Genomic DNA, 15,816 nt, shown 5'->3' with positions numbered 1-15,816 from the left:
AGTACTTCAGTCCACTATGGACCTCACTGGTCGCCGCACCTCGCCGCCCGCGTTCGGCTCACAGCAGCGCCAGCAGGGCGCTCAGCGCGGGATTGTCGTTGGCACCGCGCCACGCCAGGTGCAGCTCCACCGGCTCCGGATCCGGCAGCTCCACCGGGCGCAGCACCACGCCGTCGAACCGCAGCAACGTCGCCGTCGACGGCACCAAAGCGATGCCGAGCCCGGCCCTCACCAGCGCGAGCACCGTGTGCACCTGGCTGACGTGCTGGGTGTAGTGCGGCGAAACGTGGGCTTCGCGGAACACGCTCACGAGCAGCTCGTGGAAGTAGCGCGCCTCCGTCGGCGAGTACATGACGACGTCCGCCGCGTCGAAATCGGCCGGGCTCAACGGTTCCTCCGCCTCGGCCAGCGGGTGGCGCGCGGGCAGCGCGGCCAGCAGCGGCTCCGCCAGCAGCCGGCGCGACTCCAGCTCCGGGCGCGTGATCGGCGGCCGGACCAAGCCCAGGTCCAGCGCGCCGGAGGAGAGCATGTCGAGCTGTTCCCGGGTCACCAGTTCCCGCAGCACCACGTCCACGTGCGGCAACCGGTCCCGCGCCGTCTCCAGCACGCCGCCGAGCATCCCGTACGCCGAAGTCGCCGTGAACCCGACGCGCACCACCCCGGCCTCGCCACCGGGCACCCGCCGCACCGCCAGCGTCGCGTTCTCCGCCTCGTGCAACAACCTGCGCGCATCGCGCAGGAACGCCCGCCCCGCCGGCGTGAGCCGCACCGCACGGCCGCTGCGGTCGAACAGCCGCACCTGCAGGTCACGCTCCAGCAGCTGGATCTGGCGGCTCAGCGGTGGTTGGGTCATGCGCAACCGCGCGGCGGCCCGGCCGTAGTGCAGTTCCTCGGCGACCGCGACGAACCCGGCGAGCTGGTTGAGCGTGAACATGTGCGGTACCCGCCTCCTGGTGCGCGATGCGCTTCCCGCATCGGTCGATGCTCGATTGGAGTTGGACACGCATCGATCGAGGATCCTAATGTCCTGACTGGCGAGTTGTGCGCGCCGCCGGTTCGCCGGTGCGCCCGCGACCGCCGCCGAACCGCCCGGACCAAGGAGGATTCACCGCATGACCACAGGCCACACCGCCACCGACCTCACCGGGCGGATGCTGATCGCGGGCACCCCGGTGTTCGGCGAGGGCGAGAAGATCCGCGCGGTCGACCCCGGAACCGGGGCCGAGCTGGAACCGGCCTACGGGCACGGCGGCCAGGCCGAGGTCGAACGCGCGTGCGCGGCGGCGGAATCGGCCTTCGAGGCCTACCGCGCCACCACGTTCGAGCAGCGCGCGGTGTTCCTGGAGACCATCGCCGACAACATCGAGGCGATCGGCGAGACCCTCTCCGCTCGCGCGCACGCCGAGAGCGGCCTGCCGCTGGCCCGCACCACCGGCGAACGCGGGCGCACCACCGGGCAGCTGCGCCTGTTCGCGAAGGTCGTGCGCGAAGGCAGCTTCACCGGGGCCCGGATCGACCCGGCACTGCCCGACCGGGCGCCCGCTCCGCGCGCCGACATCCGCCAGCGCAAGATCCCGCTGGGCCCGGTCGCCGTGTTCGGCGCCAGCAACTTCCCGCTCGCCTTCTCCGTCGCGGGCGGCGACACCGCCTCGGCGCTGGCCGCCGGTTGCCCCGTGGTGGTCAAGGCGCACGACGCGCACCCCGGCACCTGCGAGCTCGTGGCGCGCGCGATCAGCGACGCCGTCGCGTCCTGCGGGCTCCCTGCGGGCACGTTCTCGCTGCTCTACGGCAGCGGCCCCGGCCTGGGCACCGCGCTGGTCACGGATCCGCGGATCCAGGCCGTGGGGTTCACCGGTTCGCGCGGTGCGGGACTGGCGCTGACCGCCGCCGCGCAGTCCCGCCCCCAGCCGGTCCCGGTGTACGCGGAGATGAGCAGCATCAACCCGGTGTTCCTGCTGCCCGGTGCGCTCGCCGCGCGGGCAGCCGAGCTCGGCGGGGAGTTCGTCGGGTCGCTGACCATGGGCTCCGGGCAGTTCTGCACCAACCCCGGGCTGGTCGTCGCGGTCGACGGCCCGGACCTGACCGCGTTCCTGGACAGCGCGGCCGACGCGGTCTCCGCGGCGGCGCCGACCCCGATGCTCACCCCCGGCATCGCCCGCTCCTACGCGGCCGGGGTCGAGGCGCTGGCCGGCAAGGGCGAGGTGACGGTGCTGGCGCGCGGTCAGGAATCCGACGCGCCCCAGTCCTGCCGGGCCGCACTGCTGGTCACCGACGCCGAGGCGTTCCTCAACGGCGAGGGACTGGACGAGGAGGTGTTCGGCTCGGCCTCGCTGGTGATCCGCTGCCGCAACACCGAACAGCTCCGCCGGGTCGCCGCCGAGCTGGAAGGCCAGCTCACCGCGACCGTGCACGCCACCGCCGAGGACACCGGCGAGGCGGGCGCGCTGCTGCCGGCGCTGGAGCGCAAGGCCGGGCGGATCCTGTTCAACGGCTGGCCCACGGGCGTCGAGGTCGGCCACGCCATGGTGCACGGCGGGCCGTTCCCATCCACATCGGACTCCCGGACGACGTCGGTGGGGACGTTGGCCATCGACCGCTTCGTGCGGCCCGTGGCCTACCAGGACGTGCCTGCCGAACTCCTGCCCGGCGTGCTCGCCGACGGCAACCCGGAGAACATCTGGCGCCGCGTCGACGGCGAACTCGGCAAGCACTGACCTGTCGGCCTGGACGGCCTCATCCGCGCCTCGTGCGAGGTGCGGATGAGGCGTCGTCAGGAACGGTTCTCGCGCTCTTCCGCCGCCTTCTGCTTGGCGCGGGCGTTCTCCTTGCGGACGTCGGCCTGGGTGGCGCGCTCCTGCTCGAGCCACTCGGGGCTCTCCGCCTTCAGCGAGTCGATCTGCGCGGTCGTCAGCGGTTCGGTGATGCCACCACGGGCGAGACCACCGATGGAGACGCCCAGCCTCGCCGCGACCACCTGGCGCGGGTGGGGGCCGTTGTGGCGCAGCTCGCTCAGCCACTCGGGCGGGTCGGCCTGCAGGGCGTTGAGCTCGTCGCGCGAGACGACACCCTCCTGGAACTCCGCGGGGGTGGCTTCGAGGTACACGTTCAGCTTCTTCGCCGCGGTCGCGGGCTTCATCGTTTGGGGGGTCTTCTGCGACGTCATGGGGTCCAGGGTATCGACCGGGCCCGCGGTACCTGCGATGACGCCCGGTAGCCTGGCCTGGTGGCAGGCTCGGTCGACTCTTCGTCCTTCGCACTCGCGTTCGTCCCAGGGGTGACGCCCGGCAAGTGGGTGCGGATCTGGAACGAGCGGATGCCGGAAACCCCGCTGAAACTCGTGGACACCTCCGCCGCCGACGCGGCGGACCTGGTGCGCCGCGGCGAAGTCGACGCGGTCCTGCTGCGGTTGCCGACCGACCGCTCGGGGCTGCACGCGATCCCGCTCTACACCGAGACGACCGTGGTGGTCGTCCCGAAGGACCACCTGGTCGCCACGGCCGAGGAGATCTCCACCGAGGACCTCGCCGACGAGATCGTGCTGCACCCGCTCGACGACGCCCTCGACTGGGAAGGACCGCCCGGGCTCCCCGCAGTCGAACGCCCCGCCACCACCGGAGCCGCCATCGAACTGGTGGCCGCGGGCGTGGGGTTGCTCGTCGTCCCGCAGTCGCTGGCCCGGTTGCACCACCGCAAGGACCTCACCTACCGGCCGGTGACCGACGCCCCGCAGTCCCGCGTCGCGCTGTCCTGGCCGGAGGAGGAGACCACCGACGTCGTGGAGGAGTTCATCGGGGTCGTCCGCGGACGCACGGTCAACAGCACCCGAGGTCGACGGCAGGAACCGGCCCCGGCGAAGCGCGAACGATCCGGCGGCGACGGGAAGAAGCCCTCCCCCGCCCGCAAACCCGCGCGGGGGAAGGCCCGTCCGAACTCCGGGGGCGGCAAGCATGGAAAACCCGGAAAGCCGGGAAAGCCCCGCCGACGGCCGTAGCATTCCTACCGGAAATCGCGGGCGCGCGGAGCTCTCAGGTCTCCGGACTGATCTAGCTGTTGCGGGTCGTTGATGCTCGAGCAGGTCGGTTCGCAGCGATGATGAGTGCGCTGGCCACGAGCGGGGGCAGCGCTCACAGGGCGGCGGTGAGGTAGCCGCCCTGAGCGGGGAGCATGCTTCTGCCGAAGTGGCGGTGAGCAGGAATCCGGCGAGTGCGCCGCCGATGCTGCGGATGATCCGGCTGATCGAGAGCACGCCGGTCGCCCCTCCTCCGAGCACATCGGCGGAAACACTTCGCAGGAATTCAACATTCACTACGCGAATTTTCGAAATACCCAGCAAAACCATTAATTGCGATTTCACCCGAATGGAAATGACGGACGCAGGTATCGTGCGGAGACATGGAGTCATCGGGCAAGGAATCCATTTCCGCGCGATCGGCCGAGGTCGGCGCGCTGTTCGACGACGTGGCCGAGCACTTCGACCGGATGGCCACTCGGATGATCGCGGCGGAGGGCCCGTTCCGCGAATGGCTGGGCGCCCACCTGCCCGGTGGCGACCGGGCCCTCGACGTGGGGTGCGGCACCGGGCGGCATAGCCCGCTGCTCGCGGAGCGCTACGCGCAAGTGCTCGGTGTCGACCTGTCCACGGCCCTGATCGACATCGCCCGTCGGACCCGGCAGGCCGCGAACATCCGCTACGAGACGCGCAGCGCGCACGACGTCGACCCCGCGCGGGACGGGCTGTTCGACGTCGTCTTCGCCTTCAGCGCCGTGTTCCACATGCGCCCCTACGAGGGGATCTTGCCGCACCTGCGCTCGCTGGTAGCGCCCGGTGGACGGCTGGTCGTCCTGGAACCCCAGCAGACCGACCTGCACGCCCGGAAGGGCCGGGACGCGGACTGGCACGTCCCCGTCGCGTTCCAGAACGCCGAAGCGGTGTACCGGGCCACTGCCGATGTCGCGGCGGCCACGGACGTGTTGAACCTCTTCCTGCACCCCAGCTGGCACAAGCTCGGCGAGCTCAACACGCTGCCCACGCCGCGGGAATTCCGGGCCGCGTACTCCGAGTGGCTGCCGGGCGCGCAGTTCTTCGACGGGGTGGCCGTCGCGATGGCCGCCGCCGTCTGGCAGGCACCGGCTGCGGCCTGAGCGAGCATCTCGGATCCCGTCGATGACGGCCGGCCCCGCCGCGGAATCGGGAGACTGCGCGACACCGCCCGGACGTACCGACGCGCGAGTCACGGTGCCGAGCGGCGGAAGTGGTCGGCGTAGGACCGCATGAGATCGGCTACCCGTGCAGGCAGACCGGGCTGCTCCGTCGCCTGGCGGGCGAGGTGGTCGAAACGGCCGCCGATCGACCGCAGCGCGACGTCGGGGCGAGGGAGGAACCCGGGCTCCTCCTCCAGCTCGAACGATGGCCCGGCGGTTCTGCCGGGTCGACCGGACGGCAACGTCACCAGGTGCTCGGCGATGGGGCGCAGCATGCCCGTCATCACGTCGATCGCGGCGTTCATCAGCGGGGAGCGCCGCAGGCTCGTGTCGGCCGCGCCGTTGAAGTGCTGCAGCATCAGCTGGTGCATCAGGAAGTACGAGCGGTTGAACAGGATCATTGCCGACCGCGCCTCCGGGGCCGTGACCGGTTCCCGGACGCCGTCACCGGTGTGCAACGTCGGATTGCGCAGCACGGGGTAAGCGGGAGTCCACGGTGGACACCGCTCGCCCCGCGCCGCCGCGCGGTGGTCCATCAGCAAGTCGGACATCCGCAGGAAGGTGTCGTAGTGCGAGTCCTCGTCCGCGGGGCCGGGCAGGACGTTGCCCTCCCCGTGCTCGGTGACGAAGTCGATGGCGAACAGCGCGCTCGGGACGTCGTCCACCTCCAACTGGTAGTCGGGGTGGACGTCGTTGAGCGACCGCCGCATGAACAGGTGGTGCTCGCCACCACCCCGCCCCCGCTCCACCAGGAAGAGGTCCGGCACCGCGCGGATGCCCTCGCGGATGGCGGCGTAGAGGTCGCTGAGCGACTGGTACGGGTACGCCCCACCCGCGGACGGCACGACGTGGCCCGCCAGGTCCCGACCCAACGAGTGCGGCTGCTCCAACGCGATGAACCGCTGCACGCTTCCCAGCCCGAACCCCTCCAAGGCCAGGTCGAGCGGTACCTGGAGGCGGTGGTTGACGGTGCCGAAGTCGATGTGCGGCAGGTGGAACGGCAGCCCCATCGCGGTGATGATGTTGTTGATCACCAGGAAGTGCATCATCTCTTCCCGCGCCACGTTCAGCAGATCGCCGCGCATCCCGTTGCGAAGCGTCTCGGCGCCGTCGCCGCAGGCCAGCCGCAATTGTCGGGTGGTCCACTCGCCGCGCCGCACCAGCTGCCGCCCGGCGTCGTGCGTCGGGATCGACCAGGCCGCGTACAGGTACTGCAACATGCCGGCGAGTTCGACGCCCGCGGCCTCGCGCAGCGCGTCGCGCAGCTGGCCGCGGGTGGTGATGGCTCCTGGCAGAGCGCGCCGGGCCACGAACTCCGGCGGGCGAGCCGCCACCTGCCGCTGCAAGTGGGCCAGCAGCAACCGGGCTTGCGGCCCGGTCATGTCGCGGGTCGGCGGCATGTAGAACGTCTTGTCACGGTGGCGCGGGTCGGACATCAGCCAGATCAGCCGCGCGTAGGTGGCCACCCGGCTCTCGTCGGCCAGGCTGAAGACCTCGTCGGCCATGAACGAGTACAGCAGCTCGTAGCGCGCGAAGACCTCTCTGTAGAGCACGTCGTGGGTGACCTCCGCACGCGGGATCCGGTCCAGGTGCCGGGTGTCGGGCAGGACGCGAACGTCCGCGCAACCCGCGGCCGACCAGTACCCGAAGCGGTCGTCATCGTCGTACGCACGTGCCGCGGAGCCGGGCTCGTCCGGGTCGCTCGGCGGGTGCTGGTCCGCGGGGAGCAGCAGCAGCCGGGTTGTGCCGGGCGCGGCGCAGCGCACATCCAACACGGCGCGGCCCTGTCGATCGGTGCTGAAGGTGCAGGACTCGGCCCAGGCCGCGGCGTCTCCGTCCGACCGGACCTGCACGATCCGCACATCGCCGCACCGCGCGCCCTCGGCCCGGGCCCGCGGATCCCGCGGCAACGCGCGAGGGTTGAAGAACTGCATCACCCGCAGATCGCGCAGCGGAGCGGGACTGCCCAGGTGATATGTGCGGACCGCCAGCCGCGCGACGCCGTCGTCCGCTGGGTCGAGGAATCGGCACGAGCCGTCGATCCGCACGACCGATTCCTCCTCGGCGAGCAGCATCGCGGAGTCCTGGCCTTCGCCGACGAGCACGAGCCCTTCGGTGTCCGGCGATGCGCACCTCGGCTCGGTCTGGACGGTGACCAGCCCGCCGGTGGGATCTGTGTCCGCGAGGTAGGCATCGCGGGGCAGCCGCGCGACCAGGTGCCCGGACCGGCGAGTCCGCAGCTGCAGATCTCCCAGGTCCAGCCGCGGCCCGAGCCGGTGCACCCCGTCGGGACCGGGCTCGGGGCTCCGGCTCAGCGCGGGCACCGCGGTGATCAGGTCGAAGGTCGTGTGCTCACCGGTCACGTGCACCGCGGCGATGTGCATCGGGGCCGGTTCACCGCGCCGCCGCGCCTCGCGCGCGGTGAGCAACCGCCCCGCAGGGCAGGTGCGCTCTTCGTCGCCGCTCCGGGGAGCGATGGTTCCGCGCACCTGCCACACGTCCGGGGCGTTGTTGCGGCGCGGTGCGGCCATGTTGCTCAGCGCGTAGCGGACGGCCAGCCCGCCGGTACCCGCCGCGGCGCGCAGCATCCGCACCGCCTCTGAGGTCTCCGCCTCGGGCAGCCACTCCAAGCCGCGCGCGTCCACGGCGAACTGGTACACGACCGAGCGCCGGAACCAGGACTCCAGCGGGTGCTCGCCGATTCCGCGGACGTGCTGCGAATTCTGCCAACGCGGTGGCTGCGGCCCGTCGACCGCGCCCACCGCCATGTACCCGGTGTCGTGCGAACGCCCCTGACGACCGAAGCAGAACTGGCCGGCCAGCACGGTAGTGGTCCAGTTGGAAGCAGGATCGACGTCAAAGACGCGGGCCCGGTTGTGCGTGGTCGCCAGGTGGTCGTTGAAGTGCCCCCACAGGTCGACCGCCCGCCCGACCACCGGATCGGGAGCACCGGCCTCGCCCGCCGCGCACTCCCATCCGCTGATGCGGGCGTCCAGCCAGAAATGACCGTTGCCGCCGAAGTTCCAGCCCGTGGTGGTGCCGAACCGCCCGTCCGGCCGGAGTCGGCCGTCCGGTTCGAACCGCTCGCCGAGCCCGTCGAGGTGCTCGTGGTAATCGGCAGGCGGCCGATCCAGCGGGAACGGTGTGCCGTCCGCGGTCAGCGCCTCGCCCGCGGCCAGGTCGTACAGCCCGCTGCGCGGACCGGTGGGCAGCCGGGTGATCGCCGTACCGGCGAAGTGCAGCCGGGGCAGATCGAAGATGCTCACGGTTCCCCCTGTTCGACACTGCGCCGCGGTGGCGCTCACGATCGTTGCGCGCGGTCGGCCGCAGCGGCCCGCAGTGCCGCGTCCACGGCGTTGGTGACGGCGAGCGCCGACTCGATGGCACCGTTGATCCACGCCGGGGTGGACGAGCAGTGCTCACCGGCGAAGTACAGCCGTCCCTGCGGGCGGGCGGCGCGCATTCCCTCGGCCGCCCCCGCGGCGGCGTTGTTGCCCCACCGCCACCGGTGCGAGGTGCAGCCCTTGCTCCAGCGCTGATCGCCCCAAGCGATGCTCACCATGTCGAGTACGGTGCCCGGCTCCTTGAGCTCCGGGTGCAGCGCGGACAGCTCGTCCAGCGAAGCCGCGTGTCTGCGGTCGGCGGGCAACCGTCCGAGCGGATACGCGTCCTCGGCGACCGCGTAGGACGCCAGCAGCGCCGCCCCCTGCGCCGGGTCGCCGTCCCGAGGCAGGTAGTACGTCTGCCGCAGGCGCCCGCCGGTCGCGGACCCGCCGCCGCCGATGCCGGCGCGCTCCCAGAACGCCTCCCGGCAGTGCAGTGCGATCTTGGTGGCCGCCGCGTACTCGACGCCGCGGACCACCTCCCGCTTGTCGTCGTCGAAACCCGCCAGCGGCAGCTCCCGCAGCACCGAGAACGGCAGCGTGCACAGCACGACCGGATACGTCGACACCAGATCGACGCCCCCGTGCCGCAACCCGACCAGCACCCGGTCGCCGTGGGCGTGCAAGCTCACCACTTCCCGGTCCAGCAGGATGTCCCCCAGGAGCAGCCCGGCCAGCCGGTCGGTCAGCTGCCCCATCCCGCCGACCAGGTGCATCAGCCGGTTCCCGGTCTCCAGCAGGAGGTCGTCGATGAAGCCGCACAGCCGCGGGCCGCACCCGTCCCGCAGCTCCGGGTGGGAATCGAAGGCGCCGGCCAGGTCGACCCGTTCGGCTGCGGGACCTCGCACGTACGGGGACAGGTCGATGCGGTCGACGAGCCGCAGCATCGAGGCGATGTCCGAAGCCAGGCCCGCGCGAAGCTCCCGCGGCCCGACGGACCTGACCAGCGCGGCGAACCAGGCGCAGAACAGCACCGTGTCCCACCGGTAGGAGCCGATCGGAACCTCGCGTCGCAGATCCTCGACCACCGGCCCGGCGGCGTCGCGAACCCGGACGAAGCCTCGTGCGGTCTGCAGGTAGTTGTTCTCGTCGCTGAGGATCGTGCGGAACGGGCGCAGCGCCGGTGTGAGGCCGAGCTTGTCGACGTACCGCATGGTCAGCGCGTGACCGGTGGGAATGCGCATCGCGCCCAAATCCGCGTACGGGGCGTTCTCCGCGGTGCCGAACCGGTGGGTGAGCACGCGTCCGCCGATACGACCGCTGCCCTCCAGCACCGTGACCGAATGCCCGAGTTCTTCCAATTCATGCGCCGCCACCAGTCCCGCCACACCGGCCCCGAGAATCGCCACGGCTGACGATTCCGTCGCCGCGTGAACTGGTTCCCGACCTGCTCGCACACAATCGACTATGCCGCCTCGTGCCCGCTTTCCACATCCACGATCGCCCGGATGATGGAGCGGGCACGACAACATCTCGCCGGAGCTTCAGAAAATGCGAGTCCAGGGAAAATTCCCCAATCCAGAGCGCCTCGTTCAACATCCGCCGAACGTTCGACACATTTCCGCGACGCGGCTCGGAACGCACCGGCAACGCCGCACCATCAGCGGCGCACCGCACTGACGGACCAAGCCGGACCAGCGATCCGCCCCCGGTAATCGACCGCAGTTCTTCCCAGATCGATGCCGACGCCTTTCCGCGCGAACAGCGCTATTCCTTGATCGGTGAGTTCGTCCCGGATCAGCGCTGTGGAGATTTGCGCGGTCCGCACCTCCAGGACCTCCCAGTGAGCGTCCAACGTGGCCCGGATGCTCTGCTGGTCGACCCCCATCGGATGTCGCACGGCCGCGTCCTCCCCGGCCACCGCCCAGCACAACAGGTGCAGTCGCGCGCCCGGCCCGGTCACCCCGTGCAAGGCGGCGGCGTAGTCGCGCTGCTGCTCCGCACCGAGGCAGTGGTACAGCGCGCTGTCCACGACGGTGCCGAAACTCCTACCGGCCAGCTCCACGAGCCGGGTGGCGTCCGCCTCGACAAAATCGACCTGGACCCCGCACTCGCGGGCCCGTGCGCGGGCGCGGACCAGGGCCGTCGGCGAACAGTCGAACGCGGTCACCCGGTAGCCGAGCCCGGCCAGGAAGATCGCATTCTCGCCCAGCCCGCAGCCGGCGTCGAGGACATCGCCGGAGAACACGTTCCGGTCCGTCGCCTCTACCAGGGCGGGTTGTGGTTCACCGATGTCCCACGGCGCCACGGGAAAGGCCAGGTCGGTTCCCGCCAGGAACGGCTGCCCCTGGTAGCAGGCCTCGAAATCGACGTTCTCCTTGACGAATTCTGGCGCGTTCGATTCTTCTCGCACGATGATTCCTCCTCGTCCAGGCCAAGATCCGTTCTCCGCGTCGGATTCTGCGTGATCTTCCTCCCCGGCAGGTCGGTTCGCAATAGGCGCACCGCATCCCGGATGGGCATTTCGACGAAAATTTGTCACGTTGCATTCAAATTCCCGCGAGCGTTTTTCGGTTGCGTGCCCACAATCGAGCGATTTTGCCGACAACCACTGCTATCGGTGGAGATCACTGGCTACATTGGTGCTCGCCACGAATGTTCGAGCTGTTCACCGGTGTCGACCAGCGTGGTGCCGCCACATCTGCGAGTTGTGGGGCCCAGCGGGAGAGGGGCGACCGATGGCCGAGTCCACCGCAACGAACGATCCCGGCTCGTGGGAGTCCTACTGGAGGCTGACCGGCACGAGCCCGGACCTGCCGGTGCCGTGGCAATTCGGCACCGCGGAGGACATGGCCCCCTACCTGCCACTCCTGCTCGAAGGATTCGACCCCCGGCTGCCCCTGGTCGATGCGGGCTGCGGGAACGGGGGGTTGACCGAGCACTTCACCGAGCACTACGAGATCGTCGTCGGCACCGACGTCGCCGCCGCGGCGCTGGAGAAGGCGCACACCGGCGCTCCGCACACCCGGGTCCGCTACGAACAGCTCGACAGCACCGACGTGGCCGCCGTCGAGGCGTTGCACGAGCGCATCGGCGACGCGAACGTGCACCTGCGGGGCGTGCTGCACGCGATGGCGCCGGACCGGTGGCCGGACGCGCTGCGGGGCCTCGCCCTGCTGGCCGGGCGGCGGGGACGGGTGTTCGACATCGAGCTCTCCGAACGCTTCACCGAGGTTCTCGCCGAGGTGGCGGCCCGCTTCGGCGAGTGGCCCGGCGCGATCAGGGAGGGAGCGACGGCGGGCCTGTGGCCCGCCGAGCTCCCCGGCAGCGAGCTCACTGCGCTGTACCGGCGGCACGGGTGGCGGCTGGTCGAGACCGGAGAACTGGCGCTGTCCTCGCGCATCCGGTTGCCCGACGGGGCGTTCTTGCACTTCCCCTTCAACTACGTCCTCGCGGACAACCAGACCTGAACCTGGGCCACCGGTCGCGGAGTCGACCGCGAGAGGCCCGCCGATCGGGGATCATCGATCCCGGCCGACGACCTCGTGCGTGGTGCGCGGGAACCTCCTCCCGGCTGCCCGGCTACGCGCGGACTCCCCGCGATGCGAACGCACTCGGACGATCCGCACAGTTCCGCTGGACGACCTGGCGGTACGTTCGACGCGACACAGCGACGGCGAATCGAGGTGGGTCATGTCCGGCCCTGCCAGAGCCACCGCGATCGGCCGGTGGGGTGCCGCGCTGCTCAGGAACCGCGCGCTGATGCGCGCGCCGATCCTGCTCTACCGCGCTCGGCTCGGATTCCTGCTCGGCTCGCGGCTGCTCATGCTGGAGCACCTCGGCCGGAATTCCGGCGTCGTCCGCCACGTCGTGCTCGAGGTCATCGGCCATCCCGCACCGGACGTCTACGTCATCGCCTCCGGCTTCGGTGAACGAGCCCAGTGGTACCGCAACCTGATGGCGAACCCGCGGGTCCGCATCTCCGTAGCCGGTCACAACACCGCGCCCGCCACCGCCCGGCGGCTGCCTACGGCCGAGGCCGACTCCGCGCTCGCCGATTACGCGCGCCGGCACCCCAGGGCGTGGGCGAAGTTCAAGAACGTCCTGGAGAACACGCTCGGCATCACGATCAGCGAACAGGACACCGCACTACCAGTGCTCGAACTCCGCCTCGACCCGCGTACCCCGGTACCGAGCTGAGACCCGCGCGCGGACTTCACGACCGCCTTCGAGCCGGCGCGGTCCGGACTGAACCATCAGGACGCGTGGTTCCGCCGAAGCTCGTCCGCTGCTCTTCAGGCGGTGTGTGGATTCGTCGCGAGAACCGCTGCGGCGAGCTTCTCGCTGGAGCCGTCGATCATGTTCCGCAGTGCGATGCCGGGGTCGTCAGAGCCGCTGGAGACCTGCCGCAACACGTACCCGTCCGGTGACAAGATCCGGAGCGACTCCGCGATCAGCTCCCGTGTCCGGCAGAACCTGCGCTTGTCCTCGCCCGGTTGAAGGTCCAGGACGGCCTGGTCGAACTCCTCCTGTGCCGCCCGCTCTCCGGTAGCGGCGAGCATGAGCCGGGCGGTCCGGATCCCGTCCGCCATGAGCGGCCGGAACCGGCTCTGAGACCGCGCCGACATGCTTCGGGCCTCGAGCCGCCGGCCTCACCCAGATACCGGTCCATGAGCAGGTGGAAGTCCGATCCTGGCGGAGGTGGGCTCGGATCGAACGTGGTGCCGTCGGCCGCGGCATGCCCAGTCGGGAGCGCTCGCTGGTCGAGCCGGAGCATGGTGGTCGACGTCCTGCGGATGGGGCCGGACGACTCTCAGGGTTTGCGGCCGATGCCGCCGTACATGGCGATGTCGGCGTCGGGCACCGACAGGTGCTCGTCGTCGTCGGGACGCCACTTGTGCATCTGCACGATGCCCGGGTCGACCGGGTCCAAGCCCTCGAAGAACTTCTCCGCGGCGGCCTTGTCGCGGAACCGCATGCTCTCGCCGTGCTCGTGGTAGGTGTCGGCGACCTTGGTCAGCGTCTCGGGTGCGAAGTCGTCGGTCGCCACCGTGGCCGCCACGTAGCTGCCCGACGGCATCGCGTCGATGATCCGGCGCACCACCGCCAGCGCCTCGTCGTCGTCCTCGATGAAGTGCACGATCGCGATGAGCATCAGGCCGATCGGCCGGTCCTGGTCCAGCGTGTCGTACAGCTCGGGTGCCGACAGCAGCGCATCGGGTTCGCGCATGTCCGACTGGACGTACGCGGTGCGCCCCCGCTCCGCGCTGGTCATGAGCGCGCGGGCGTGCGCGAGCACGATGGGGTCATTGTCGGTGTAGACGACCCGGGTCTCCGGGGCCACCTCCTGCACGATCTCGTGCAGGTTGGGCGGCGTGGGGATGCCGGTACCGATGTCGAGGAACTGGCGGACACCGCACTCCTGCGCGAGGAACCGGGCTGCTCGGTGCATGAACGTGCGGTTCGCCCGCATGTGCACGCCGAGCGCGGGCCAGATCTGCAACGTCGCTTCGGCCGCGGCTCGATCGACGGCGTAGTTGTCCTTGCCACCGAGGATGTAGTCGTAGATCCGCGCGCCGTGCGCGCGATCCGTGCGCAGGTCCACATCCGGGCGCGTCCCGTCCGCCATCGTGCTCCCACCTTCGTCCAGCTCAGCTCAGGTGCCCCCGACAGGCACTACCCGGAGCTCCCGGAGCGGGCCCCGCTTCCAGCACGTGGCAAACGCGACCCGTCGCTGCACTCCTGGCATATGCAGCATCCCACGATCACCCCCGCGTGATCACGCCCGGGCGCCCGCACCGGGCCGCTGCTCCGATCGCGATAGGAGGGGCGAGATTGGCGGATTCGGATCCGCGCGGCGAACCGGACGGCGCCGCGAAACGCGGCCGAGTCGATCAGCCGGCGTCGGCCGGTACCACCGCCGGCAGCAGGGTGAAGTCGACGCGACCCGAGCGAACACCGTTGACCTGCAACTCGATCCCGTGCGGGCCCGGGTGGTAGCGCCGGGTCGTCAGCACGCGGAACGGATGCGCGCGGGTCAGGTCGACCGTCTCGCCGGGCGCGAGGGTCCGGGTGGTGAGCTTGAAGGTCTTCGCCGTCTGCCCCCCGTCGGCCTTGCGGTGGTGCACCAGGTAGTCGATCACCAACCTGGCCGGCTCGGGTTCCGGGTTGTGCACGGAGGCCGTGAAGGTCAGCACCTCACCGATGGCCACCGCATCGGTGGCCAGGTTCGGGCCGGTCACGTCGACCCGAACCGGCGCGAAGCCCAGCAGCCGCAGGGCTTCGGGATGCCCGCGCTTCACCAGGGTCCGCAGACCGTGCCGCACCACGCGGAGCGTGTTCGCGTCGGGTTCGGCGAGCCACTTCGCGGCGGTCGACGTGACCAGGCCGGGGTCCACCCGGCTGAGGTCGTTGAGGTGGTTGGCGACCGAACGCCGCACGTATTCGCTGTCGTCCCGGTGGAGATCCGCCAGGATCGGGAGGGTCGACGAGGGCTCGGTGAGCAGGCGCGGCACGCGCACCGCCCACGGCAAGGACGGGCGGGTTCCCTCCGAAGCCAGTCGGCGCACGCCCTCGTTCTCCGATCCCGTCCAGCCGGAGATCACCGCCAACGCGCGGTCGAGGTCGTGGTTCAGCAGGGAACGCAGCGCGAACTCGGAGCTGAGCCGATCGGTCAGCTCCGCCAGCAGCGCCAACGCGTCCTCGAACGCGGCTGGGCGGCCGTCCTCGATCGCCTTGGCCGCGACCGCGCTGGTCACCGGCCAGATCAGCCATCCGGTGAACGTCGGAGCGCGGTCCCCCGCCGCGCGCACGACGTTCGCGAACTCGTCGTAGCCGTCCGGCAGGTCCGCCAGCAACGCGTCCCGCAGGAGGTCGCTGCGCTCCCGCAGCGCCAGCGGCGGCAGCGCCGAACCGGCCGCGCGCACCGCGGGCAACCCCGCGTCCGGCAGGACCACCCGCAGCGCCGAGGTGAGCTCCTGGACGGTGCGCGCGCCGATCAGTTCCTCGGCGAAGGGCATGGGGCGGCCTCCCGGTCGTGGCGTCGGAACCTCGACGCCACCGGTCCGGCCCCCGGCCCGCGTCGTGCACGTCGAATGTCGCGCGACGGTACCGCCGACCCCCGACAACGCCCCGCGATCCGCGCGCGCCGTGCGGAATCCGCGCCGCGAGCCCGTCCCCCGGAGCCAGCACAGGCTGATCTTCGACCCGCGTTCCTGCTCAGCTCCGGGGCAGCGCACCGACCGGGCGGAAGCCGCCGACGTCCGGCCACCCGGACACCGCGCAAGCCACC

13 protein-coding genes are annotated in these 15,816 nt (G+C 70.9%); 5 read left to right on the top strand and 8 right to left on the bottom strand.

All coding sequences use genetic code 11. From position 1 onward, the window contains the following. Positions 1 to 58 precede the first annotated feature (58 nt). Positions 59 to 934, bottom strand: coding sequence for a LysR substrate-binding domain-containing protein (locus tag OOZ19_RS04945; protein ID WP_266088719.1), 876 nt, complete (start codon positions 932 to 934; stop codon positions 59 to 61). Positions 935 to 1,112: 178 nt separating this feature from the next. On the opposite strand from OOZ19_RS04945, the gene OOZ19_RS04940 reads away from it, so the two are divergent. After that, positions 1,113 to 2,714 carry an aldehyde dehydrogenase (NADP(+)) gene (locus tag OOZ19_RS04940; protein WP_266088717.1) on the top strand — a complete coding sequence of 534 codons (1,602 nt, stop codon included), beginning with the start codon at positions 1,113 to 1,115 and terminating at the stop codon, positions 2,712 to 2,714. Between the two features lie 56 nt (positions 2,715 to 2,770). Here the strand turns inward: OOZ19_RS04940 and OOZ19_RS04935 are convergent, their stop codons facing one another. Beyond that, positions 2,771 to 3,163: a DUF5997 family protein gene (locus OOZ19_RS04935; RefSeq protein WP_266088715.1), complete on the bottom strand. Its 393-nt coding sequence runs from the start codon at positions 3,161 to 3,163 to the stop codon at positions 2,771 to 2,773. 60 nt (positions 3,164 to 3,223) lie between these two features. Between OOZ19_RS04935 and OOZ19_RS04930 the strand changes: the two genes are divergently transcribed. Further along, entirely contained in the window at positions 3,224 to 3,991 is a 768-nt protein-coding gene (locus OOZ19_RS04930; protein WP_266088713.1) for a LysR family transcriptional regulator substrate-binding protein, read from the top strand. 401 nt (positions 3,992 to 4,392) lie between these two features. Further along, the gene (locus tag OOZ19_RS04925; RefSeq protein WP_266088711.1) at positions 4,393 to 5,142 is read left to right on the top strand and encodes a class I SAM-dependent methyltransferase; all 750 of its coding nucleotides are present in this window, start codon (positions 4,393 to 4,395) and stop codon (positions 5,140 to 5,142) included. A gap of 89 nt (positions 5,143 to 5,231) precedes the next feature. Here OOZ19_RS04925 and OOZ19_RS04920 read toward each other — a convergent pair whose 3' ends face one another. The 3 genes from OOZ19_RS04920 to OOZ19_RS04910 form a co-directional block, all read right to left on the bottom strand. Next, positions 5,232 to 8,468 carry a ferritin-like domain-containing protein gene (locus tag OOZ19_RS04920; protein WP_266088709.1) on the bottom strand — a complete coding sequence of 1,079 codons (3,237 nt, stop codon included), beginning with the start codon at positions 8,466 to 8,468 and terminating at the stop codon, positions 5,232 to 5,234. Between the two features lie 35 nt (positions 8,469 to 8,503). Further along, entirely contained in the window at positions 8,504 to 9,934 is a 1,431-nt protein-coding gene (locus OOZ19_RS04915) for a flavin monoamine oxidase family protein (RefSeq protein ID WP_266088707.1), read from the bottom strand. A 251-nt stretch (positions 9,935 to 10,185) separates the two neighbouring features. Continuing rightward, on the bottom strand, positions 10,186 to 10,938 hold the full coding sequence (locus OOZ19_RS04910) for a class I SAM-dependent methyltransferase (RefSeq protein WP_266088705.1): 753 nt from the start codon (positions 10,936 to 10,938) through the stop codon (positions 10,186 to 10,188). A gap of 325 nt (positions 10,939 to 11,263) precedes the next feature. Between OOZ19_RS04910 and OOZ19_RS04905 the strand changes: the two genes are divergently transcribed. Both OOZ19_RS04905 and OOZ19_RS04900 read left to right on the top strand, forming a co-directional pair. Next, positions 11,264 to 11,995, top strand: coding sequence for a class I SAM-dependent methyltransferase (locus OOZ19_RS04905; RefSeq protein ID WP_266088703.1), 732 nt, complete (start codon positions 11,264 to 11,266; stop codon positions 11,993 to 11,995). 223 nt (positions 11,996 to 12,218) lie between these two features. After that, positions 12,219 to 12,725: a nitroreductase family deazaflavin-dependent oxidoreductase gene (locus tag OOZ19_RS04900; protein ID WP_266088701.1), complete on the top strand. Its 507-nt coding sequence runs from the start codon at positions 12,219 to 12,221 to the stop codon at positions 12,723 to 12,725. A gap of 95 nt (positions 12,726 to 12,820) precedes the next feature. Here OOZ19_RS04900 and OOZ19_RS04895 read toward each other — a convergent pair whose 3' ends face one another. The 3 genes from OOZ19_RS04895 to OOZ19_RS04885 form a co-directional block, all read right to left on the bottom strand. Then, entirely contained in the window at positions 12,821 to 13,117 is a 297-nt protein-coding gene (locus OOZ19_RS04895; RefSeq protein ID WP_266088699.1) for a hypothetical protein, read from the bottom strand. Between the two features lie 221 nt (positions 13,118 to 13,338). Beyond that, positions 13,339 to 14,154 (bottom strand): SAM-dependent methyltransferase, encoded by an 816-nt coding sequence (locus OOZ19_RS04890; protein ID WP_266088697.1) that lies wholly within the window; start codon positions 14,152 to 14,154, stop codon positions 13,339 to 13,341. A gap of 265 nt (positions 14,155 to 14,419) precedes the next feature. Continuing rightward, a complete protein-coding gene (locus tag OOZ19_RS04885) occupies positions 14,420 to 15,544 on the bottom strand; it encodes a DNA alkylation repair protein (RefSeq protein ID WP_266088695.1) in 1,125 nt (374 codons plus the stop codon). Positions 15,545 to 15,816 lie beyond the last annotated feature (272 nt).

It is taken from the genome of Saccharopolyspora sp. NFXS83, from assembly GCF_026241095.1.
Lineage (GTDB): Bacteria > Actinomycetota > Actinomycetes > Mycobacteriales > Pseudonocardiaceae > Saccharopolyspora_C.
This window is presented reverse-complemented; position numbering and strand designations above follow the sequence as displayed.

Coding starts and splice junctions, on each gene's coding strand:
- OOZ19_RS04945 (WP_266088719.1), bottom strand. CDS start 934: ATGTTCACGCTCAACCAGCTCGCCGGGTTCGTCGCGGTCGCCGAGGAA.
- OOZ19_RS04940 (WP_266088717.1), top strand. CDS start 1,113: ATGACCACAGGCCACACCGCCACCGACCTCACCGGGCGGATGCTGATC.
- OOZ19_RS04935 (WP_266088715.1), bottom strand. CDS start 3,163: ATGACGTCGCAGAAGACCCCCCAAACGATGAAGCCCGCGACCGCGGCG.
- OOZ19_RS04925 (WP_266088711.1), top strand. CDS start 4,393: ATGGAGTCATCGGGCAAGGAATCCATTTCCGCGCGATCGGCCGAGGTC.
- OOZ19_RS04905 (WP_266088703.1), top strand. CDS start 11,264: ATGGCCGAGTCCACCGCAACGAACGATCCCGGCTCGTGGGAGTCCTAC.
- OOZ19_RS04900 (WP_266088701.1), top strand. CDS start 12,219: ATGTCCGGCCCTGCCAGAGCCACCGCGATCGGCCGGTGGGGTGCCGCG.
- OOZ19_RS04895 (WP_266088699.1), bottom strand. CDS start 13,117: ATGGCGGACGGGATCCGGACCGCCCGGCTCATGCTCGCCGCTACCGGA.
- OOZ19_RS04890 (WP_266088697.1), bottom strand. CDS start 14,154: ATGGCGGACGGGACGCGCCCGGATGTGGACCTGCGCACGGATCGCGCG.
- OOZ19_RS04885 (WP_266088695.1), bottom strand. CDS start 15,544: ATGCCCTTCGCCGAGGAACTGATCGGCGCGCGCACCGTCCAGGAGCTC.